Raw genomic sequence first — 21,107 nt, forward strand, 5'->3', positions numbered from 1 at the left:
AAGCACTCACGCGGAAGGGCAACCCCTAGGGTCAGCTCCGGTCTTGCGCGTACTGAGCCGCGTACCAACTGGAGTCGATGGCGGGGTTGCGCAGCGCCCCCCAGAATCGGTCGTCAGGTATCGGTGGCAGTGGCGGATTACCTAGGTCCGCATGCAGATCTGCACGCCAGTCGACAGTGAAGTGACTCCGGATCTCCGCGCTCTCGCACACGGACCTGTAGGGGGACCCCCAGATCCCGAGGGCTATCTTCTCTGCGGCCCACCTACGAATGCTGTCTCGGTCGGTGTCGGCCTGCGCGAGCACCGCGCGGAGTCGCAAGGCGAGCGGGCCGGTCTGGTCCGGCTGTGGCGGGGCCACACCGCGCTCCCAAGCGTCCAGGGCTGCCTTGACCTCCGGGTAGTTGTTCAGGCCCGTTTCGACCGCCAGTCTGCGCAGCTGCTTCCGCGCGGCGTCGACCACCCGCTCATGCGGCAGGATCGCGATCAGCGCACCGAGTTCCTCATGCCCGTCCAGGTGGCTCACGTGGAGCAGGTCGGTGGGACTGTAGGACAGCTCCAGCTCTGGCAGCTGCTCATCCGGTCCGGGAAGGGGCTCGTCGGCACTGCACTGCGGCCTGGCAGGCAGAGGCCCCTCCCAGAACAGCCGGCCGTTTAACGTGACGACACCAGCGTCCTGGCCGCGCTCAAACTTGCCGGCCAATTCGGCCAGATACTCACCCAGCGAGTCGGCCTCCCCGAAACTGGTGCCGGTCTCGTCGAAGAACCGCCCGATCGCACCGAAGAAGTCCCGCCCGGTACGGCAATCCGTCAGAAGACCGTCCGACGTCACGTCGTATGAACCGAACTTCACGTAGTCGTGAAGCCAGTAGCCCTCGGTCTCCCCGTCGAGGCCTTGGTCGATGCCGCGCATGAACCCAGTGTCCCCGAGGATTCCGCTCACTCCGAGCAGCCGGTCGCCTGTGCTGAACCGGAAAGCCTCAGGTCCCTCCAGCGCCCCGTTGTGCCGGAGGAGTGAAGCGACCAGGTCTGGAGGAAAGGTGACACCGAGTTCCTCTTGCGCTGCCGCGATCTCGTCGTCCCCTGCGGGCGGCCGTAGCGTGGCAAAAGTGCGGGGTGCGTGCTCGCGCAGCCACGCGTCGATGCGAGTCCATGAGGCCTGGACCAGGTCTGCTGTCATAAGGCTGACCCTAGAGGCCGCCACTGACAGTTTGATCGTCGCTCATCGGTCTTGTCCGCCGTGGTGGCGTTCAGGCCAGCAGATTCGAGTGGCCCCTTGCCCCGACTCACCAAGCCGTCGATACCGGATGTTCCGGTCACCGACTCACGTGCTCACTCGCCAACTGAAGCGCTCAGTCACAGTTGTGTGACTGAGCGCTTCAGTTGGCGAGTGAGCGCGCGGTTTGGCGAGTGGAGCGGGGCCGCGTCGACGGCTTGAGTGAGCTGGGCCGTGGCAGTGGGGTGGGCTGAAGCTCAACCACCAGAGCGGTCAGCTCCTCGTAGAGGTAACGGGGGGTGGAAGACACAAGATCTCTATCGGATCACAGTGACCACCCCTCGCGCCTTCACCCCAGCATGCGAGCCGTTGTAAACAGCTACGGACGCTTTTCTGCGGGGACTTTCCGGCCCGCAGCTTGCGGCTTCAAGCCAGATGTGATCAGCAAACGGAACTGTCATGTCCAATTCATTCGCCGGTCATCTGCTGTCGTGAGTCTCGCCCGAGTACGTCGATCACGGGAGCGCAATCCAAGTTCGCCAAGCGGGGGTCCGACGGCGAGGCGAGCGTCACCGGGTTCGTTGGCACGAGGCCGCGCTGGGCCGCGATGCCGTACAGCAGCTTCAACGCGGCCTGCTCCTTCGCCCACGTGCCGCCGTCGACCGGCGCCGGATTCGTCGCCCCGCGCCGGCGCCAGTCCTCCCAGTCCTCGACGTCGTCCTCCGACGCCTCGTCCCAGTCCAGCCCGCGCTGCCACAGAAACGTGAAGAACAGCCGGTAGAGCGGGGCGTACGTGACCTGCGTGCCCTGTGCCTTGGCAAGAGAACGCCGAGCGTCGCAGGCACTCATTCAGCCGAGGATCAACCCGGCCATTCGGCGAGATGGGGATCGGCTGCCGCTCGCGCAGCCCGAGCGCCCGCTCGCGCTCCTCCAAGTCCTCCCAGCCGGGCACGGGCCGGCCTTCTGCCGGACTGCCCCCGGCTCCCACCCAGAACAGACGCCACTCGTAGACCACTTGACTCGCTCAGCCGCAACACGATCTGAGGCAGCACAGCGTATGTCCACAGAACATCGTTACGTCCTCCCCGCCGACGCGGGGGTGTTCCGTCTCCGGGGATGCCGTTGTAACCAACTTCAGGGCAAGTACGTCTGCGCATCGTAAGGTCAGGCACTGACATTGATGCTGATACTCAGGTTCCGGTGGTCGTGGCTCGGGCACTGACTGACGCCCTGCTGGGCTGTCCTCCCGCTGTTCTGTCCGGCTGCCGGAACCTGTTCTTACGGCTCCGGCCGGGCGGAACATGACCTGATAGGAGCTTGGTCAGAACCCCCCTCAATGTCTGAGCCGAAGCACGGTAGTTGTCACCGAGGCAGGCTTGTTGTCACCGACTGGTGTGACGTTGACCGACCGGCCAATGGATCACTTGAGGCATCGGGTGGTGGGGCGGCCATCCCAGCGGCAGCGGCGCGTCGTGCCGTAGTCGCTCATCCACCCGTGTGTGCGCTCCGCCTCCCCGCGCTTGCCGACCTGGACGGGGGCGGCTACGCCCCTGCGGCGGTGCAGCGGTCCTCCGGCGCGTGGAGCCAGCCGTGAACCTGTGCGCCGCTCATGCACAGGTTGTCTTTCTCGTTGTTCGAGATCAGTCCTCGTCGGCCTGAGTGATGGCTGTGCGCAACAACTTGGCCATCGATCGGCCGGCCACCAGCAGTGGTTCCGGATCACGGGCAGCCCGGCTGAGCATGAAAGCCCCCTCCAGCATCATGACCATCGAGTACGCGAGAGACTGCGCCGTCTTCGGTTCGGTCACCCAGCGGCCGAACCACCCTGTCGCCGTGCCGACCCACTCCTCGAAAACCTCCGCCGTCGCGATCCGCAACACCTCATTGCTGCTTGCGACCTCCAGGGCCACGGTTCCGATCGGGCACGCGTCGGCATAGTCGGCCGCTGCAAGGTCGTCCGCGGCCGCTTCGAATGCGTGCACGAGGGACTCCATCGGGTCCGGCGCGCTTTCCAGCAGCGCCAGGACCATTCGGCCGTACTCGGTTCCGGACGTGCGGATCATGTCCTCGGCCAGTTGCTGCTTGCCGCCAGGGAAGAAGTGGTAGATCGAGCCGAACGGTGCGTCCGCCTCTGCCGCGATCCGCTTCAGGCCGGTGGCCGAGTAGCCGTGTCGGCGGAACAGCACCGTGGCGGCACTCTGGATCCTGGCTCGCGTGTCCGTCTGTCCCATTGCCTTCCACCCCTTTTCCTTTCAAGGTTACAGTAGAACGATCTATCAAATGGGGGTTGGGATGCCGAGAATCGAGTTGTCGTCCGGACCGATCGACTACCAGGACACCGGTGGTGAGGGGCCTGTGCTCGTGTTCGGCCACGGTCTACCGATGAACGAGACCCAGTGGCGCAAGGTGGTCCCGCTGCTGGACGGATACCGCTGCGTCCTGCCCACGCTGCCTCTGGGTGGTCACCGTCAGCCGATGAACCCGGATGCCGACCTGTCCCAGCGCGGTGTCGCCCGGCTCCTGGGCGATTTCATCGAGGGGCTCGGTGCGGGCCAGGTGACACTCGTGCTCAATGACTGGGGCGGGGGCCAGTTCCTGGTGTCGGAAGGGCAGGATCAGCACATCGCGCGCCTGGTGCTGGTGACCTGCGAGGCCTTCGACAATTTTCCCCCAGGGCCGGCCAAGGCCATGGCTCAGGTGTGCAGGGTTCCCGGCGGCGTCTGGCTCCTGACACGGCTCATGCGCGTTCCCGCCTTCCGTCACAGCCGGGGCGGATACGGCGGGATGAGCCTGCGTGGGGTCCCCGACGAGGTCATGGACGACTGGTTCGCGCCCGCCACCCACAGCAGGGCCATCCGCAGAGACTTCGCCAAATTCGCCACCGGGGCACCCGCGCGCAAGACCTTGCTCGCCTGGAGCGAGCGACTGCGTGACTTCGACCGCCCGGTACTGGTCGTCTGGGCGACCGAGGACCGGTTGATGCCGCGTGAGCATGGCCCCCGGCTGGCTGGGTTGTACCCGCAGGGCCGGCTGATCGAGATCGCCGACTCATCCACCCTCGTCCCCGAGGACCAGCCCGAACGACTCGCCCAAGTACTCACCGACTTCCTGATCGAAACCGGAGCAGAGCCGGTCCGACACGTCTCCTGAGCGCGGGGACGGCAGGTGGGTCCGACAGTCCCTACCGCCGTCCCGCCAGCCGAAGCTGCAAGCCAGGTCGGTGCCGCTTGGCGCCGGGTGAAGTGGCGCATCGGATCACCCGACAGCACCAGCTCGTGTACGAGGCACTGTACCGAGCCGGACGCCTCGTCCCCACCAGCCCCCCATCAGACCGTCCATCGGCCCCAGACAGCCCGCAGCTTGCGATCTTCGCTACTGGTGACAAGAAGGCTGCCGAACAAGCACTTGTGACAAGCCGTGTGCCTCACTGGTGACAACCAGCCTGCTTCGCCCGGTCACATTCACCAGCTCAACCGGCTCTGCGGGTGACAACTACCGTGCTTCGGCTCAATGTCCTGTCTGCGCCACCCGGCCGGTGCCCACCTCCGGTTGGGAAGGCATCATCAGCATGGCATCAGAGGCTGCGCAGGACATCGGCGACCAGGACGTGTTCGGCGGGGTCGACTCCCATGCCGACACCGTCCACGTCGCGGTCATAGGCGACAACGGCGGCCACCTCGCAGACGCAGAGTTCACCACCACCGCAGCCGGATACGCCGCGGCCCTGGCCTTCCTGGATGCCCACGGCCACGTGATCGCGATCGGGGTGGAAGGTACTTCCTCCTACGGTGCCGGCTTCACCCGCGCCGCCCGCTCACACGGGCACACGGTCGTCGAGGCCAACCGGCCCGACCGGGCCGAACGCCGACTGATCGGCAAGTCCGACCCCATCGACGCCTACGCCGCCGCCCGCGCCGCTCTGTCCGGACGGGCCTCCAGCGTGCCCAAGGACGGCACCGTCGCCGGCATACGCGCTCTGCACAACGCCGCCCGCTCCGCCGTCAAGGCACGCACCGCAGCCGTGAACCAGATCACCCGCATCCTCTTCACCGCGCCCGAGAGCATCCGCGCAAAATACGGGCAGCTCAAAGGAACGGACCGCACCGACACCCTGGCCCGGCTGCGGTCGGCCGGGGACGCGGTCCACGCCGCTGTCCTAGCCGCGCTCAAGATCCTCGCCCGACGCGTCAAAGAGCCGACCGGCGAGCACGAGGCCCTGACCAAAGCCCTGGACAGCGAGGTCACCGTCCAGACCCCGGGTCTGCGGGCCGCCTACGGAGTCGGACCCGACACCGCGGCCCAGCTGCTGATCACGGCGGGACGCAACCCCGAACGCATGCGGACCGGGGCCTCCTTCGCCGCGCTCTGCGGAGCCGCACCGGTCCCCGCGTCCAGCGGCCGGCCGAACCGGCACCGCCTCTCACGCGGCGGCGACCGGGCCGCTAACCGCCGATCATCTGCTGGTCAGGACGAAGGGGCGGGCTGCCAGCCCTGGCAGCCCGCCCCTCAGCGACTCCGCCCGTCAGGCCAACGGCACGCTGCGGTCGGCGTGCACGACCGTCCCGTCGGCCAGGCCCACGTAGGGCCGCATCTGCGTGTACGGGATGCGGTGCTCTCGCACTACCCGTCGCAGCTCATCGGCTCGGATCAGGAACCGTGCGGGAGGGGCGCCGGGAGCGAGCACGTGGGGCAGCGGAGTTGCCCAGTTCTCGCCTCGCGTGACGAACATGCGCCGGTCACCGGGGAGCTCGATGCCCCAGCTGGTGATGGCGATCGGCTGGTCACCGGTGTTGACCGCCTCCACGCTGACGAAATGATCGCCCAGGTCCTGGCTCCCGTCGCGCAGGTCGTACACAGGGATGGAATTGGAGACCTGGAGGATGACCCGGGGGCCTACGGGAGCGGGCAGGTAGGTCGCGATGTGGAAGCGGTTCTCCTGCTGGTTGTGGTTTCCGACCTGCAGAGCGGCGGGGCCATTGAAGGTGTTGCCGACTACGCCTTGGCGGGCCGCGAATTCCTGCTGCTCGGCCACCAGTGCCTGAAGCTCGGTCGCGACCTGCTGCTGCTCGGAGTCCTCCAGGTTCTCCAGGAGCGACTCGAAGCGGGTCTGCCACGATGCCTCCTGGCGCAGGCGCGTCCGCTCCGTCTCGCCGGTGGCGTCGGCCTCCTCCAGAACCTGCGCAGTGCGGTCGAGGAGTGCGTCAGGGCGCAGTTCGGCTGAGCGTGTCGATGGCCTCGCGTAGCCATTGTCGCTCCGCTGTCCCGGTGGCCCGGGCGACGCGCAGCATGCCTTCCCGGAACAGGTCCCCGGCCTCCTCCGCGCGCACCGGCTCGCCCTCCCGGTAGAAGAAACTTGATGGAGTCTCCAGGAAGTCCAGGCGGCGGCGCAGCACCGCGGCCTGCTCGGCGGGGTCGCCCAGGTGCCGCAGGAAGGCCAGGACCGTGTTGAACCGGACATGGTCGGTGATCTCGGCCTGCTTGGGCGTACGCAACCGGGCCAGCAACTGCGCGCGGCCTTCATCGGTCAGGGTCAGCACCCGGCGCGGGGCCGCGCTCGCGCCGCCTTCCGTGCGCTGGTCGAGCAGCCCGGCGGCGAGGAGCCGGTTGATGGCCGGGTACAGCGCGCCGTCACTGACCGGGCGGACATGCCCGCTCAGCGTCTTGATGCGCTCCTTCAGCTCGTAACCGTGCAGCGGCGCCTCGGCGAGGAAGCCGAGGATCGACAACTCCAGCACGCCTTCTCCTCCTTGCGGTGCCCTGGACACCATGATACCTCTTTTCGGGCTACCTCGATCCGAGGTAGCTCTTTGGGTGAGGTCGAGGAGGCCGGACGTGAACCCCCACCGCAGGCAGCTCATATCGCTCGCCCACCCCGTCTACTTCTCGCTCCTCGCCTCGGTCGCATCCGGGATCGTCAACACCGTCTGGGTCTCCCGGCTCGGTGGCGCCGCCGTCGCCGCCGTGGCCGTCGCCACCAACACCGAGAACGTGCTGCTCGGTGTCGCCCTGGTCTTCGCCTCCGGTACGACCGTGCTGGTGGCGCACGCCCGGGGCGCCCGCGACCCGGCCGCTGTACGGGCCGCCGTACGCGGCGGTTGGGTGCTGTGCGGGCTGGTCAGCCCGGTCGTCGCGGTGGGCGGGTTCCTGTTGCGTGGGCCCCTGGCCCGGCTGGTCCTCGGCAGCGCCGACCCCGAGTCCCTGCGGCTGGCCACGGCCTACTTCGCGATCTCCCTGCCCGGCACGGCTGTCTTCTTCGCCCAGCAGCTCATCGACGGCATCCTCAAGGGCACCGGCGACACGCGCACCCCCCTGCGGCTCGCCCTCCTGGCCAACGGGCTGATCCTGCTGTGCGACCCTGTCCTCATCCACCTCTACGGCGTGCTGGGCGCCGCCGCCTCCACCGTGCTGTGCCGCTGCGCGGCCCTCGCGGTGGGCCTGCGCTCCCTGCGCCGCAACGCGCTGCTGCGGACGGCCGCCAAGGCCCGTCCCACCGACCCGCTCCCCGCCGCCCTGCACCGCGCGCTCACCACCGGGCTGCCCATGTCCGCCGACTTCACCGTGCGGCAAGGAGGGGCACTGGTACTGGTCGCGATCGTCGCCCGGCTCGGCGTGACCGCGGTGGCCGCCTACGCCATCGCGTACAAGGTGATGTACGTCGCCACCATGGCCTTCTACGCGGCACGGCAGGCCGCCGCCATCCACACCGCGCACACCCGGGGCGCGGGCGAGGACGCACGGAGGGACATCGGCCGGCAGGCGGTACGACTCTCCGGGACGCTGGGGCTCGGTGCCACCGCTCTGTTCGCCGCCGCCGCACCCTGGATCATGGCCGCGTTCGGCGCCGGACCCGACGTCGCCCACCAGGGCGTGCTGTTCCTGCGCTGCATCGGCCCCTACCTACTGCTGATGGCGTGCTTCATCGCGCTCGGCGGGGTCTTCGAGGGCAGCGGGGGAGCACCCGCGCTGGTCCGGGTCACCCTGCTCGGCACCGCCGTCCAACTGCCCCTGGCGTACGCCCTGTCCGGCCTCGGCCTGCCCGGCGTCTGCCTGGCGCTGGGGCTCGCCATGGCCGTGCAGTGCGCGGCCGCCGCGGTGCTGCTGCGGCGCGCCCGGAGTCAGGCGGAGACGAGGGTGTCCTTGGTGCGGGTGGGCTGAGGCGGCAATAGCCTTGTTCATGAGATCGGGTGAACAAGGCCATGCGGCGCGCTCAGATCCGATCGGCAGGATCGGGACGAGCTCGCAGACGTGGAACACGTCGGTGCCGGGACGCGGCCCGGGGCGTGTTCGGCAAGATTCATTCCGAAGTTCGCGCCCTCCCAGGCCAGTTGAGGGAGCCGACCGAACCGTGGGCAGGTGATTCTCACTGGTCATCGATGCATCCTCCATGATCGGGAGTCACGCCGAACGATTTACAGTCCCTCGGTCATCGAAGCCACCCTCTGCCCCCTTTACCCGCTGGGCTGTGCAGCGGTTCAGCTCTTCGCGATCGGGGTGCTCCGGCCGGGGGAACCCGGGTGACACCCCCGGGCGTGGTCCCCCGTGCGCGGACGGCGGGGCTGCCACCGTGTACGACTGACGCCCAGTTGAGCCTGTGTGGAGGCCACCCCATGCCCATTAGTCAGTCAGTCGGCCGGAACGGCGCGAATCTGCGGCGTGAAGTGCAGTACGTCCAAGGGCTGCTCAACATTTTCCGCGCCGAGCGCGGTCAGACGGTGCTGGCCCTCGATGGACTCGTCGGCCCCCGAACCATCGGAGCGATCGAGGAGTTCCAGACCGTTGTGACGGGGATCGTCGACGGCCGGATCGATCCCGGAGCGCAGGCCATCACGGCGCTCGAAGAGCAGACGGTGGGGGTGCTCGACGAGCTGCGCACCGTCACCATGTTCGCGCTGCTGCTTTCTCACCGGCCGGTCGAGGAGGAGCCACCGGTCGTGGAGGACCCGGTGCTCGACGACGCCGAGCTGCAGACCCTCGTCCAGTCGATCTTCGCGGAGTAGGAGCGCAGGCCGTGGATCCGACTGAAGAACTCATCCTGGAGCTTTCCCAGGCCCTTCTCGCGCTCTTCAACTCCTCACGCGGCGCGATGCACGGCATCTACCAGGGTTCGCACGAGGCCGCGCTGTTCGAAGCCCAAGGCGGGGTCATCGGCCCCGGCGGGTTCAACCACCTCGGGGACGTGCTGAACACCGCCCGTAACATCCAGAGCAACCGCGACGTGGCTGAGCTGGTCCTGAACCGTTTGCAGGGCGTTGGACCCGCGCTCGGCGTGCGCGTACGCAGCCTGTGCGACCCCGTCCTCAAGCTTGCGGATGACTACTTGAGGATCGCCCGGGAGACGAACAACGCGGCGACCGTGCTGCGGCAGACCGATCCCACTCGCCTGCAGGGGGTCGTGCTCGGGCAGGGCGGCCTCGGTCCCGAAATCGGCCGCACCCCGCAGGCCCTCGTCACCAACCAGCTGAACGCCATGTCTGCTCAGCTGACCGCCCGCAATATCGAGCCACGACTGATCCCCTCCACCCAGTCCGCCCTCCAGCCCGTGCTCACCTCCATCCGGCAGCTGCCCCTCAACGGCCGGGAGGCCGCGGCGAAGCTGGCCGGGGTGCTCAGTGCAATGCGTGTGCTGATCGGCCAGACAGCCGTGCGGGCCGGGGTGATCGGTCGGGCCAGGCTCACTGCTGCGCTGCTCGGCATCGAAACGGCCCTGGTCGAGTTCGGCGGCCGCCTGACCACGCCGATCATCATCATCGACCGCCGCCTGCTCCACCAGCTCATGGGCGTACCGTACGTCGACGGCGCCTGACACCGTGTCCTACATGGTCAGCGTGAGGAGGCGTTTGTAGCAGCAGATCACGGTGAAGGCCAGGAAGTGGCTCGCCGTCACCGCCATCTGCTGCACCCTCATCTGCTTACGCGGCGTCACCAAGACGATGTGGGCGTCTTGAGGATTGTGTGAGCCTTCTGTATTTGCTCTACGGAGCCGGAGTCCGGCAGGCCTGCGTCCGTACACGCGGCCTATGTCCGCAGGACGGGACGGCGCCTCCGGCCTCGTCGAGGGATGCCGCCATCTATGCCCGTCGGCCCGGCAGGCCCTCTGCGCGTCGGCGCCGGGACGACGAGCTCACCGAGCACGTTGCCGCCCGCGGTGGCGTAGGCGACCATCATCAGCCGGCCGAGGTCGTGCGGGGCGGCGTCCACGGAGCCCAGGTCGATCCTGGCGTCCTCCATCTCCCAGAAGCGGTTGGCGGGCATGCCGCCGTACCGGGCGGGGGCAGGTACCCCGCGCAGGAAGAGATCGTGCGGCTCCGTGCCCTCGCCGGGCGCGAACGTGGGGACGGCGTCCAGGGCGTACCACTCCAGGCGCCCGCCGGTGTACTCGGAGGCGGCCAGTTCGGTGTCGCCGAGTCCGGAGGCCCGTACGGAGAAGGCGTACTCGAGGCGGTTGTCGTTCCAAGCTGCCGGGCGCCGTCCGGTGGCGCCTTCCGGCTGGGCGGGGGCAGGTGCCCTGGTCTGCCACCACTTGAGCCACGCGGCCGCCGGCGCGGCGAGGGCGGCCCGGGCGGCCGCATCGAGCCCCAGAGCTTGGGCCTCGGCCGCCGCGGCGGCGCCGTCGGGACCGGTCAGTACGCGCAGGCCGGTGGCCAGGGCGGCACCGTCCGGCAGCCGACGGTGCAGGGCGGCCGCCAGTCCGCGCGATGCGGGATGCCCGCCCGTGAAGCCGTAGCGGACGGCAAAGACGGGCAGTTTCGCGGCGAGCGCCGCATCAGCGAGCTGCCGGGCGAAGCGGGCGCCCGCCGTGACCCGCAGCCGCGGATCGGTGCCGGGGGCGGCGGGCTCCTCCTCGACCAGCCGCTCCAGGGGCTCGGCACCGGGGTCGTAAGGGCGGAAGGCGAACTCGGTAGCCGGGCGCCAGCCGTCCAGAGGGTGCGTGTCGGCGTTGACGTCGACCTGGACGGCGGAGCCCGCGTCCTCGCCGACGAACTCGCCGAACTGCCACTGGCGGCTCAGCATCCACAGCGGATCGTGGACGCGTGCGCCACCCCGTCGCCGACGCCGTTGTCGCGGGGCACTGGTTCGAAGCGGCTCACTGGTCTCAGAGCTCCCCGAAACCCACCATGAAGGGCTGCTCGAGCGGCAGTGGGCCGCGCATCTCGGGCAGGTCGATGAGGTCGAGGGCCCGGATCCGGGCGAGGTCGAAGGTCTCCTCGATGACAGCGTGCACGTCCTGCATCCGCCAGCCCCGTGACCGGTCGGGCGGCACGGCCAGCAGCAGGGCTTGCGGGGCGCGGGCACCGGGTCGAGCCGCGTGGAAGGCGAAGGCGGCGACTTCCTCCGCCGTACCCGGTTCACGTCCCTCCCACGGGACCGATTCCGTCCAGGCGTCCACCACCAGGCCCGCGAGGCTGTGCGGATCGGGGGTCGCGGTGGATCCGGTGCCCGTGACGGCGTCGGTAGCCAGGACGCAGCAGGAGCGTGCCGCCGACCGCCCGCTGCCCAGTGCCTCGCGGGCAGCCAGCAGTGCGGCGAGGTCCTGCCCGGAGCGTACGCCGTCCAGCAGCGCGAGGGCGCTGCGCACCCGGCGGGAGGTGAGGTTGACGGCGAAGGCGTCCTGGTTGCTGTGGGCGAGCCAGCCCGAGCGGAGCACCGCCGCCGTCGTGGCATGGTGCAGGGAGGGAGCCACGAGGTACCCGTCGCTGGCGATGCGGTGCGCGGGCTCCGCGGGTGCCACGTCCACCAGCCAGCCGTAGGCGCCGGTCCGCAGCCCGGACGGCTGGTCGCGGGTTGCGGCCAGGCGGGCGGTGGCCAGCGAGGTCACCCAGGCGTCGAGGCGGTGGGCGGCGGTGTCCAGGCACTCGCACAACAGGCGTTCCACCAGCGGCAGGTCGAGTTCGGCCTGTTCCTCGAGGAAGACGACGTCCTCGGCCAGGCTCCGCAGCCGGCCGAGTATCGCGCGCCAGCGGTCGACCATGTCCGGGTCCTGCCACAGCTCCGACCCGACGAAACCGGCGAAGAACCCGGCGATGATGCCGCTCGCCACGATGGGCACGCCCAGCGCGTACAGCACGCCGGCGGAGTCCGAATCCACCAGCGGTGCCAGGCGGGCCTTGATGTCGGCCCCTTCGGCCCTGAGGAAGACGAGCTCCGGCGGGGCCTCGGTCGCCGGGTCCCAGGCGGCAAAGGTGTCCAGACGTGCGAAGGCGATGTCAGCGAGGGCGGTCAGTGGGCGGTCGGCGACGAGGTCGAGCATCTCCGGTGCGGGTTCGGTCATGGCCGAGAGTTCGGTTCGGGGCGGCGCCTGGGGTCCGCGCACGGCGAAGGGGCTGGTGGCGCCGACTACGCCGATCGTGGCAGGGGGCGCGAAGGACCGTCTGACGTTGACGGGGTCGTTGTTGCTGCGCCGGATCCGGCGGGAGGAGGGCCGGAGGCTGAGCAGGTCGAGCAGGACCGCGTCCTGGTCGAGCCCTGTTCCCACCCTTGGAGCGCGCGGGATTCTCAGGGCGAAGGCGTCATGGACGGAGGCCACCACGGCGGTGACGATCTCCGGTGCGACGAGCACAGCCCTTGCGGCGGGGCGATACGGCTTCCTGGTCACGACCAGAAAGACCGCAGTACGGTGATGGCCGTTACGATCACGGGCGCCCAGTCCAGAAAGGCTTGACGCAAGGTCAGAGCGCTCTCGTGACAGGCGCAATGCTCGTGCTGGTCCATCGGTGCCTCACCTCACTTGAAGGCCGAGAGCAGTGCGCCGCCGACGTCCGGCAGGGTACGGGCGGTGTCGGTCGCCGCGTGGGTCCGTGGCTGTGGCGCGGGCAGCACAGCGCGCACCAGCCGGCGGCGTACGCCGAGGCGCGCTCGACGTCGCCGAGTTCGAGGTGGGTCCCGACATCCGACGCTCGGAGTGCGCCTCTTTTCAGCCATGCTCTTATCGCGTCTGTGTACGGAAAGGTACTTCCTCGAAAGGCCATGCACCTGACAATCTTGCAACGACCACTCGTTTCGTACGGCCCGGCCGGTGCCCTCAGCACGGCCGGGCCGTCTTCGGAGGACGCATTGATACCCCACATATCCAGCCGCCCTAGACGCACGCTGGTGCTGGCCGCCGCGCTCGGCGCCGCCCTCGCGTTCGGCGCCCCAGGAGCCCTCGCGGGCACGCTCCCCGTCGTCCCCTCCACCGCACCGGCCGCCAAGGCCCACGCTCCGGCCGCCGTGCCGGCATCCCAGACGGCGACCTGGGTGGCCGGGACCCGTGCCTACCTCGTGATCACCGCCCCCGGCGACAGTTCGGCGGTCCGCTCGGCGATCACGTCCAACGGCGGCACCGTCTTCTCGAACTTCGACGCCATCGGCGTGATCGTCGCCCACTCGGCGTCCAGCTCATTCGCCGCGACCATGCGCGGCGTCGGCGGCGTGCAGCAGGTCGGCGCCACCCGTACCTCGGACGTCCCGGCCGCCGCCTACGACCCGGCGCTCCCGCCCAATCCGGCCCAGGCCTCGACCCCTGCCGGAGAACCGGTCCGGGCCGACATGAGCCAGATCAAGGCCGACCAGGCCTGGGCCGTGAACCCGGGCTCCGCCTCCGTCACGGTCGGCATCCTCGACACCGGTGTGGACGACCAGCACCAGGACCTGGCGCCCAACTTCGACGCGGCCGACTCTGTCTCCTGCGCCTACGGCAAGCCCGACACCCGTGCCGGGGCGTGGCGGGACGTCGACACGCACGGCACCCACGTAGCGGGCACCGTCGCCGCGGCCAAGAACGGCAAGGGCGTCGTCGGCGTGGCACCCGGGGTGAAGATCGCCGCGGTCCGGGTCGCCGAGCCGGGCAACTCCTTCTTCTTCGCCGAGAACACCATCTGCGGCTTCGTCTGGGCCGGTGACCACGGCTTCAAGGTCACCAACAACAGCTACTACACAGACCCGTGGCAGTTCAACTGCCCGGACAACATCGACCAGGCCGCCATCATCGAGGGCGTCAAGCGCGCCCAGGAGTACGCCGAGGGCAAGGGCTCCCTCCAGATCGCCGCCGCGGGCAACGAGAACTACGACCTCGCCCACAAGACGACCGACTCCGCGAGCCCGAACGACTCGACGCCGGTCACCCGCACCATCACCAACGCCTGCCTCGACATCCCGACCGAACTGCCGGGCGTGGTCACGGTCGCGGCCAACGGCACGGGCGTCACCAAGGCTTCGTTCTCCAACTACGGTCAGGGCGTCATCGACGTCGCGGCGCCGGGCAGCAGCGTGTACTCCACGGTCCCCGGCGGCGGCTACGGCAGCAAGAGCGGCACCTCGATGGCCACCCCGCACGTGGTCGGCGTGGCGGCCCTCATCGCCAGCGCCAACCCGGGCATCACACCGGCGCAGCTCCGCGCCAAGCTGGCCGCCCAGGCGAACGACATCGCCTGCCCCTCGGACAGCCGCTGCACGGGCACGACGGCCAACAACTCGTTCTTCGGCGAAGGCCAGGTCGACGCCCTCAAGGCCGTCGGGACCACCCCGCCGCCCGGCACGTACTTCGAGAACCTCACGGACTTCGCCATCAACGACAACGCGACCGTGGAGAGCCCGATCGCCGTCACCGGTGTGGCCGGCAACGCCCCGGCCACCCTCAAGGTGGGTGTGGACATCAAGCACACCTACATCGGTGACCTGAAGGTCGACCTGGTGGCGCCGGACGGCACCGTCTACACGCTGCACAACCGCACAGGCGGCAGCGCCGACAACATCGCCCAGACCTACACCGTGAACGCCTCCTCGGAGGTCGCGAACGGCACCTGGAAACTGCGCGTCAACGACAACGCCGCCTTCGACACAGGCAAGATCGACGCCTGGAACCTGACCTTCTAGCGCAAGGCCCGGCAACGCCCTGCAGATCTGGTCCTGCACAGGCACCACCAACCAGCAGTTCCACCTGCCGGCCTGACAAACCGCACGGCCGCCGTCCGCGGCCCCGAACCGGTCACCACCGCCGCCCTGCCTTGGACCGCCGACTGCGGCGGCCCGGAGCAGGGCGGCGTCAGCACGACGAGGCTACGAGCACCCCGCCTGGCTCATCTGACCGGTCTTCAGCATGATCTAGGGTCCGTATTCAAACGGATCTTGCCCAGATCAGGAACGATGCGAGGGCGACCGCTGCTTCATAGGAGGTCGCAGCCGTCCTCGGCCGCTGCGTGGACGGGCCGGCCGGCGGGCGCTGCTTTTGGCACGGTCAGTGCGGGTACACGCGTGTCGAGGCCGTACGGCACGCAGGTCACGGGGTCGGTGATGCCGACGGCGGGCCCGCGCAGTTCCGGGAGTGGCCGTCGGCGTCTTTGCCGACCAGCCAGGCGCCGACCGCCAGCGGCAGGGCGAAGAAGGCCAGGGTGCGCTCGAGCACGGGTGGGCGGGAGGGAGGGCCGCTCAGGCGGTCTGCACGACGTCGTCCTGGCGCAGCGGCACCGCGCCCTCAGCGTGCTTCAGCGCCTGCCGGGCAGCGACCATCGCCGGACCCTCGACGCCCTGCTCCCGGCAGCGCGCCCACCACGGACGCAGTTCGTACGCGCTGCTCTCAGCGGAGCTGGCAGCGGGTGAGCGGACTGTCGGGGATGACGAGAGCGGGGTACACCCCGCACATCAGTGGGCAGCCTAGCCAACCAACCACCTCGTCACGCGCAGCAGTTCACGAGAAGAAGCAGGTCATGGCCCTGTGCGGCACGTCAACGACGAGAGTCCGACATCGTGTGGGAGCTACCCGGGTAAGGCGGCTGTCGCCGTGGTGCGTCGGTCGGCTGCGGCGCGGCTGCGGGCGCTGTCGGCGGGGTGGATGCCGTAGCTGGCCGGGTCGCGGCCGATCAGGTCGCGGTGCAGGCGGCGTATCCGCAGCGCCAGGTCGAGGTGGAGGCGGGGGCGCCTATCGCGGACCTCGGCGATCGTACGGGCGTTGACACCCAGGCGCAGGGCGAGTGTGGTGGCGGGCCATCCGGCACGTGCCAAGTCGGCCAACAGCCGCGATGCTTCCGCGGAGTCGGTCAGGCCCGGGGCGTCGGGGGTGCGACGGTGGGGGAGCGGGATGCCGAGGATGGCGTCCGCAGTGGTGCGGGCGATGTTCCGGACTGTGGTGCCTTGCGTGGGGGTCCGGAGCACGCGGCGGATCAGGGTCACGGAGAGCCCGGCTCGGTCGGCGATGTCCTGCGCGGACATGCCGTGCTCGCGCAGCCGGACCGCCCACCGAGCGGCGGCGTGCGGTGGGACACGGGTGGACAGACCGCGCGCGCGGTCCTGGTCGCGCCGGCGGCGGGCACGCAGTGCTGCGTGGCGGCACTCGGCACGGGTACAGCCGTAGTCGGCGCACGATGCCTGGCCGTGACGGACTGACGACCGCCGCGGCCGACGCCGGCGCGCGGCCGGCACGGCGACGGAAGCGGACTGCTCCCCGGTGAGTGGCATGGCGATTCCTGCTGCGAGTGCGGTGTGTCGGCTCACGTTACGCGCCGCCACCGACAAAGCAGCCCCGTTGGGCACGCGATAGCTGAGCAGCATCCGAAGGACCGCATCCCATGAGGACGACGCAGCGTGGTTGTCACCAACAAGGCACGCGGCTTGTCACAGATGCTCATTCAGCAGCCTTTCTGTCACCAGTCCCGCGACCAGCCGCTGGAGGGGTGCGCGGCCGTAGGCGCTCGCCCTGCGGTCCGAACATGATCAGGTACTCGACGGGACCGCCGGGGCTGGCGTTCGCCACCCCGTGCGGGGTGCGGGTGTCGAACTCGGCGACGTCCCCGGGGGTCAGGATGAGGTCTTGGTCGCCGAGCGCGAGCCACAGCCGCCCGTACAGGACGCACAGCCACTCGTGGCCGTCGTGGGAGATCTGACGGGGCCGCGCGGGCGGGTCCTCGAGGGCGGGCAGGATGTGCTTGTGGGCGTGCAGGCCGCCGACGTACCGGGTCAGCGGCAGCACCGCCTTGTCGTCGCCGAAGCTCAGCGGCGCCGTAGCGCGCGGCTCGGCCGCGGGGGCGGGTGCGGCGCCGGCCAGCTCGTCCAGGGAGACGCCGTACTCCTTCGACAGCTGCAGCACTGCCTCCAGGGTGGGCTTGCGCCGGCCGGTCTCGATCCGCGACAGCGTGCTGGTCGAGATGCCGGTCGCACAGCTGACACCGGCGAGCGTCGCGCCATGCCGCTCGCGCGCGGCCCGCAGCCGGGGCCCCATCGCGGCCAGTGTGCCGTCCACGTCGTCGACTGCCACCCTCCCGCTCCTTACTTGCCGTGCCGCTCCATCGCCCTGTCCTGCAAGTTTGCCAGAATGGCAAGCCTGGTCGCGTCGGGCGGGTGCCGCGCCCCATGATCGATGGGTAGCCGCCTCCCTCCCCCCCCCCGCGATCCGAGGAGAAGCCCATGCAGCCCATGCAGCCCGAGCCGACCGCCGAGCTCCGCCACCGCACCGTCGAGGCTCCGGCCGGGCGCCTGCACCTGGTGGAGCAGGGCATCGGCCCGCTGGTCCTGCTCGTGCACGGCTTCCCCGAGTCCTGGTACTCCTGGCGCCGCCAACTCCCGGCCCTCGCCGCGGCCGGGTACCGGGCAGTGGCGATCGACGTGCGCGGCTACGGCCGCTCCTCCAAGCCGGAGGCGACCGACGCCTACCGCATGCTCGACCTGGTGGAGGACAACGTCGCCGTCGTGCGCGCCCTCGGCGAGGAGAACGCGGTGGTCGTCGGCCACGACTGGGGCTCCAACATCGCCGCCACCTCCGCCCTGCTCCACCCCGAGGTCTTCCGCGCCGTCGGCCTGCTGAGCGTCCCCTACGCGCCGCCCGGCGGTCCCCGCCCCACCGACATCTTCGGCCAGATCGGCGGCCCCGAGCAGGAGTTCTACGTCTCCTACTTCCAGAAGCCCGGCCGCGCCGAGGCGGAGATCGAGCCCGACGTCCGGGGCTGGCTCGCGGGCTTCTACACGGCCCTGTCCGCCGACACCATGCCCGCCCAGGGCGAGCCCGACCCGCACTTCGTCGCCCGCGGCGGCGGCCGGCTGCGCGACCGCTTCCCCACGGGAGTCCTCCCGGCCTGGCTGAGCGAGGACGACCTCGACGTCTACGCCGGGGAGTTCGAGCGCACAGGGATCACCGGCGCACTCAACCGCTACCGCAACATGGACCGAGACTGGGAAGACCTCGCCCCGCACCGCGGAGCCCCGATCAAGCAGCCGTCCCTGTTCATCGGCGGCGCCCTGGACGCCTCCACCACCTGGCTGTCCGACGCCATCGACACCTACTCCACCACTCTCCCCGGCCTGTCGGCCTCCCACCTCTTGGACGGCTGCGGCCACTGGATCCAGCAGGAGCGCCCTGATGAGGTCAACCGCCTGCTGACCGACTGGCTTGCCACCCTCCAGGGGTGAACCAGACGGGCTACCTGGGCAGCTTGGCGGTTCGTCCGGAGTCGTCCTGTCGCAATGCAGGTGTCTCTTGATCTTGTTGGGAGCTGCGGCGTCGCCACCGTGACTGAGACGGCCGGGGTGCGGCGTATCAATCGATCGTGGCTTCTCGATGGACATCGTCCGGGCAGCAGCGGAGATCCTCACCCTCCCGAGTGACGGAACCGACAGGTGCCGTGAGAATCGAGCCCTCAGCGACAGTCCCTGTCCCGTCTCATTAGGTCTTGCAGAGACAGGGTCGCTGACCTGCGGGCTGACAGGTTGAGTCGAGACTCAGGGCAGGTGGAACGGGGCGTCTCGGGAGAGCCGTGGACGGAGCCGAGCGCTCGTCTCATCGATCATGCCGAGGGAGGGGGTCCTGAGCTGGGATTCTCGGTCTGCTTCTGGTCACCGAGCGCCGTACGACCGGGCGCTGGTGCAGGTGGTCCCGCCGCTACTGAGATTCCTCGCGTGATGTCGCTGGACGGTCTGCCCTGACCTGCCGCCACCAATGGCTGTGGCGCGACACCAGGCGAAGATCATCAGTAACGGCGGCCCTACCGTCCCGGGCTGACGGAGACCCCGGCGCGAGCTGCCATCATGGGCACGGTGAAGACCCCGCCGGAGCGGGGTCTTCACTGTGCGGTCAGGCTGGTGACCGTGGTACGGGTGTCAGGTCACGTCGACGTAGTCGCCCGAGGAGTTGCTGGCACCGGTGGTGGTGTTGCCGCTGTACCTCCAGCGCCAGGTGCCGTCCTGGGAGGCTGTCACGGTGGTCTTCAGGTGGCCGGTGCTGCTGGAAGTCACCGACTTGACCGTGGAGTAGCTGCTGGAACCGGCGGGCTTGAACTGCAGTTTCACCAGCCGGTCACCATAGTTGTCGTAGCGGTGCCGACTCCAGTTGGCGCGCTGCACGGTGCCGGTGACGGTGATCGGCTTGCCCTTTGCGACGGGTTCGGGGGACGCGTTCGCCTTCTGGATACGCGAGGCACGCTGGAGGCGGACCGTCGCGGAGAGCAGGTCGGTGTCGTAACCGCCGTTCTTCTTGATGCCCGTCCCGAGGGTCTTCCACGCCGCGGCGTCACTGTTGACGAGATGGTTGCCGTTCCCGCCCGGCATGCCGTCCGGGTCGATGGTCATCGTCTCGGCGCAGTCGCGGAATGTGTAGCCCCCTGCGGAGGATGTCCTGCAGCTCCACCGAGTCGTGGAGATCGCAAGCAGGTACTTAGTGGTCCCGTTGGTGCGGTAGGCCTCGACCCACCAGTCGTCGAGTGACACGCTGCTCTTGACCGTGTAGGTCAGCGGGGCCTCGACCTCGGCACTGAGGCCGACGACGATGGGCTTGCCGTTGTTGAGGACGACGTTCGAGAACGAGATGTCGCCTTCGGCCGCGTGTGCCGCCGGCGCCGTGAGCCCCACCCCCACCATCGCCATGCCCCCGGCCACCGCCGTGGCGGCTACCCGCCGCACGGTCGTCGGCATTCTCCGCTGCACAGCAGCAGACTTTTCAGTGATCAATCCCCACCCCTGAGTCGAGTATCCGAACGGCGGATCGACTGCCGCCGCCGGAACTCTAGATCATCCAGGGGCGGTACCCGACACCGCTCTCGATGGCAGGCCCCAACAGGCCGGACCACGACTCAGCCGGCAACGTACGCAAGCGGCACCTGCGGCGGCTTCATCGCCCGGCCGTTACGGGCCAACGCCGAAAAGAGGAGAAACCAGCCATACTTGCACCCGTGAAGGTGCCCGATTAAACATGCTCAACTCGTCGGATGAGCTCTGGAGATGGCTGATTTTAAAAACCAGTTAAGCATACATTCCGCGTCGGCGGTCAAGAAGCCAGCTGTGACCGAGGACGGTAGTTGGCACATGGAGTGTGCTAGTTGGCAAATCTTGATGCGCCGCCCTCACTCGATTGTGACTCAGCAGGCTAGCTGTCGTGTCGGCATGCAATCTGTCGTCCAGGGCGGGCTATGACTCAAAATGATCAGACGCCCGCCCACTTGATCAAGTAGCGCCCCGGTGTCGATCTTCTTGACGAGTAGGTCACCTTGCTGGAGAAGGAGCTTTCGTAGGGCCGCGTAGTGGTTCAGGGCGTCCGGGCGGGAGAGTTGGAACCAGGTGTTCGCCCGGCGCTGTCGCCAGGCTTGGCGAGCGTCCGGAGGCTGTTCGGATTCGGCTGGAGTATTGGGCGGACCGACGCCGCCCAGGGACTCCAGCCCCAGTGCTGCCAACAGGCCGGGAAGGACCTCCGCCTCGACTGGTTCCGCCAGTTCGTACGTTCCGGCCTCGCCGCGGCCGTTGGACTCCTCCGCCCAGTTGGCCACCGCTGCGGTAGCAGCCTCTCCGGGATCGGCTTGCCCGTCTCGATCACGATGCGTATCGCACCCTCACGGAACTCGGCGTCGTACTTATGTTGCTTGGAGCCCATGAACCTCAACTTCCCCTGGTATCACGGACTCCACATGAGGGGACCTTCAGCGTCGCTGGAGGCCGACAGCAA

The 21,107-nt window shown here is 69.1% G+C and carries 17 protein-coding genes and 2 pseudogenes; 8 read left to right on the top strand and 11 right to left on the bottom strand.

Translation table 11 applies throughout. The annotated features are described in order from the left end of the window. Positions 1 to 31 precede the first annotated feature (31 nt). The 3 genes from MXD57_RS23520 to MXD57_RS23530 all read right to left on the bottom strand — a co-directional run bounded on the left by MXD57_RS23520 (position 32) and on the right by MXD57_RS23530 (position 3,444). A complete protein-coding gene (locus MXD57_RS23520; protein WP_250403752.1) occupies positions 32 to 1,177 on the bottom strand; it encodes an SMI1/KNR4 family protein in 1,146 nt (381 codons plus the stop codon). 504 nt (positions 1,178 to 1,681) lie between these two features. Next, positions 1,682 to 2,062: a site-specific integrase gene (locus MXD57_RS23525; protein ID WP_250403753.1), complete on the bottom strand. Its 381-nt coding sequence runs from the start codon at positions 2,060 to 2,062 to the stop codon at positions 1,682 to 1,684. Positions 2,063 to 2,853: 791 nt separating this feature from the next. After that, positions 2,854 to 3,444, bottom strand: a complete 591-nt coding sequence (locus MXD57_RS23530) for a TetR/AcrR family transcriptional regulator (RefSeq protein ID WP_250403754.1) — start codon at positions 3,442 to 3,444, stop codon at positions 2,854 to 2,856. A 61-nt stretch (positions 3,445 to 3,505) separates the two neighbouring features. Between MXD57_RS23530 and MXD57_RS23535 the strand changes: the two genes are divergently transcribed. From MXD57_RS23535 to MXD57_RS32070, 3 genes and pseudogenes are all read left to right on the top strand, one after another. After that, positions 3,506 to 4,363, top strand: a complete 858-nt coding sequence (locus tag MXD57_RS23535) for an alpha/beta fold hydrolase (RefSeq protein ID WP_250403794.1) — start codon at positions 3,506 to 3,508, stop codon at positions 4,361 to 4,363. Positions 4,364 to 4,781: 418 nt separating this feature from the next. After that, positions 4,782 to 5,198: pseudogene (locus tag MXD57_RS32065) on the top strand (IS110 family transposase); the annotation flags it as partial. A 36-nt stretch (positions 5,199 to 5,234) separates the two neighbouring features. After that, positions 5,235 to 5,660, top strand: a pseudogene (locus MXD57_RS32070) (transposase); the annotation flags it as partial. A 754-nt stretch (positions 5,661 to 6,414) separates the two neighbouring features. On the opposite strand, the gene MXD57_RS23545 reads toward MXD57_RS32070, so the two are convergent. Next, positions 6,415 to 6,948, bottom strand: a complete 534-nt coding sequence (locus tag MXD57_RS23545) for a helix-turn-helix transcriptional regulator (RefSeq protein WP_250403756.1) — start codon at positions 6,946 to 6,948, stop codon at positions 6,415 to 6,417. 97 nt (positions 6,949 to 7,045) lie between these two features. On the opposite strand from MXD57_RS23545, the gene MXD57_RS23550 reads away from it, so the two are divergent. The 3 genes from MXD57_RS23550 (at position 7,046) to MXD57_RS23560 (ending at position 10,016) form a co-directional block, all read left to right on the top strand. After that, the gene (locus MXD57_RS23550; RefSeq protein WP_250403757.1) at positions 7,046 to 8,368 is read left to right on the top strand and encodes an MATE family efflux transporter; all 1,323 of its coding nucleotides are present in this window, start codon (positions 7,046 to 7,048) and stop codon (positions 8,366 to 8,368) included. Between the two features lie 452 nt (positions 8,369 to 8,820). Then, positions 8,821 to 9,210 carry a peptidoglycan-binding domain-containing protein gene (locus tag MXD57_RS23555; RefSeq protein WP_250403758.1) on the top strand — a complete coding sequence of 130 codons (390 nt, stop codon included), beginning with the start codon at positions 8,821 to 8,823 and terminating at the stop codon, positions 9,208 to 9,210. 11 nt (positions 9,211 to 9,221) lie between these two features. Continuing rightward, a complete protein-coding gene (locus tag MXD57_RS23560; RefSeq protein WP_250403759.1) occupies positions 9,222 to 10,016 on the top strand; it encodes a hypothetical protein in 795 nt (264 codons plus the stop codon). Positions 10,017 to 10,228: 212 nt separating this feature from the next. On the opposite strand, the gene MXD57_RS23565 is transcribed toward MXD57_RS23560, so the two are convergent. Continuing rightward, positions 10,229 to 11,224: a hypothetical protein gene (locus tag MXD57_RS23565; RefSeq protein WP_250403760.1), complete on the bottom strand. Its 996-nt coding sequence runs from the start codon at positions 11,222 to 11,224 to the stop codon at positions 10,229 to 10,231. An 82-nt stretch (positions 11,225 to 11,306) separates the two neighbouring features. Beyond that, positions 11,307 to 12,806, bottom strand: a complete 1,500-nt coding sequence (locus MXD57_RS23570) for a hypothetical protein (protein WP_250403761.1) — start codon at positions 12,804 to 12,806, stop codon at positions 11,307 to 11,309. Between the two features lie 497 nt (positions 12,807 to 13,303). Between MXD57_RS23570 and MXD57_RS23575 the strand changes: the two genes are divergently transcribed. Next, positions 13,304 to 15,064 carry a S8 family peptidase gene (locus tag MXD57_RS23575; RefSeq protein WP_250403762.1) on the top strand — a complete coding sequence of 587 codons (1,761 nt, stop codon included), beginning with the start codon at positions 13,304 to 13,306 and terminating at the stop codon, positions 15,062 to 15,064. A 403-nt stretch (positions 15,065 to 15,467) separates the two neighbouring features. Here MXD57_RS23575 and MXD57_RS31595 read toward each other — a convergent pair whose 3' ends face one another. The 3 genes from MXD57_RS31595 to MXD57_RS23585 form a co-directional block, all read right to left on the bottom strand. Further along, entirely contained in the window at positions 15,468 to 15,593 is a 126-nt protein-coding gene (locus tag MXD57_RS31595; RefSeq protein ID WP_284505988.1) for a hypothetical protein, read from the bottom strand. 350 nt (positions 15,594 to 15,943) lie between these two features. Further along, positions 15,944 to 16,396, bottom strand: a complete 453-nt coding sequence (locus tag MXD57_RS23580) for a hypothetical protein (RefSeq protein WP_250403763.1) — start codon at positions 16,394 to 16,396, stop codon at positions 15,944 to 15,946. A gap of 412 nt (positions 16,397 to 16,808) precedes the next feature. Further along, a complete protein-coding gene (locus MXD57_RS23585) occupies positions 16,809 to 17,438 on the bottom strand; it encodes a helix-turn-helix domain-containing protein (protein WP_250403764.1) in 630 nt (209 codons plus the stop codon). Positions 17,439 to 17,596: 158 nt separating this feature from the next. On the opposite strand from MXD57_RS23585, the gene MXD57_RS23590 reads away from it, so the two are divergent. Continuing rightward, positions 17,597 to 18,586 (top strand): alpha/beta fold hydrolase, encoded by a 990-nt coding sequence (locus MXD57_RS23590; protein ID WP_250403795.1) that lies wholly within the window; start codon positions 17,597 to 17,599, stop codon positions 18,584 to 18,586. 687 nt (positions 18,587 to 19,273) lie between these two features. Here the strand turns inward: MXD57_RS23590 and MXD57_RS23595 are convergent. Both MXD57_RS23595 and MXD57_RS23600 read right to left on the bottom strand, forming a co-directional pair. Then, positions 19,274 to 20,083: a hypothetical protein gene (locus MXD57_RS23595; protein ID WP_250403765.1), complete on the bottom strand. Its 810-nt coding sequence runs from the start codon at positions 20,081 to 20,083 to the stop codon at positions 19,274 to 19,276. Between the two features lie 443 nt (positions 20,084 to 20,526). Continuing rightward, a complete protein-coding gene (locus tag MXD57_RS23600) occupies positions 20,527 to 20,931 on the bottom strand; it encodes a DUF6183 family protein (protein WP_250403766.1) in 405 nt (134 codons plus the stop codon). Positions 20,932 to 21,107 lie beyond the last annotated feature (176 nt).

Source organism: Streptomyces cellostaticus (genome assembly GCF_023630175.1).
In the GTDB taxonomy this organism is placed as follows: Bacteria; Actinomycetota; Actinomycetes; order Streptomycetales; family Streptomycetaceae; genus Streptomyces; species Streptomyces cellostaticus_A.

Excerpts from the sequence above, each read along its gene's own strand:
- MXD57_RS23520 (WP_250403752.1), bottom strand. The coding sequence starts at position 1,177 with ATGACAGCAGACCTGGTCCAGGCCTCATGGACTCGCATCGACGCGTGG.
- MXD57_RS23535 (WP_250403794.1), top strand. The coding sequence starts at position 3,506 with ATGCCGAGAATCGAGTTGTCGTCCGGACCGATCGACTACCAGGACACC.
- MXD57_RS23530 (WP_250403754.1), bottom strand. The coding sequence starts at position 3,444 with ATGGGACAGACGGACACGCGAGCCAGGATCCAGAGTGCCGCCACGGTG.
- MXD57_RS23580 (WP_250403763.1), bottom strand. The coding sequence starts at position 16,396 with ATGTCCGCGCAGGACATCGCCGACCGAGCCGGGCTCTCCGTGACCCTG.
- MXD57_RS23590 (WP_250403795.1), top strand. The coding sequence starts at position 17,597 with ATGCAGCCCGAGCCGACCGCCGAGCTCCGCCACCGCACCGTCGAGGCT.
- MXD57_RS23525 (WP_250403753.1), bottom strand. The coding sequence starts at position 2,062 with ATGAGTGCCTGCGACGCTCGGCGTTCTCTTGCCAAGGCACAGGGCACG.
- MXD57_RS23555 (WP_250403758.1), top strand. The coding sequence starts at position 8,821 with ATGCCCATTAGTCAGTCAGTCGGCCGGAACGGCGCGAATCTGCGGCGT.
- MXD57_RS23595 (WP_250403765.1), bottom strand. The coding sequence starts at position 20,083 with ATGCCGACGACCGTGCGGCGGGTAGCCGCCACGGCGGTGGCCGGGGGC.
- MXD57_RS23565 (WP_250403760.1), bottom strand. The coding sequence starts at position 11,224 with ATGCTGAGCCGCCAGTGGCAGTTCGGCGAGTTCGTCGGCGAGGACGCG.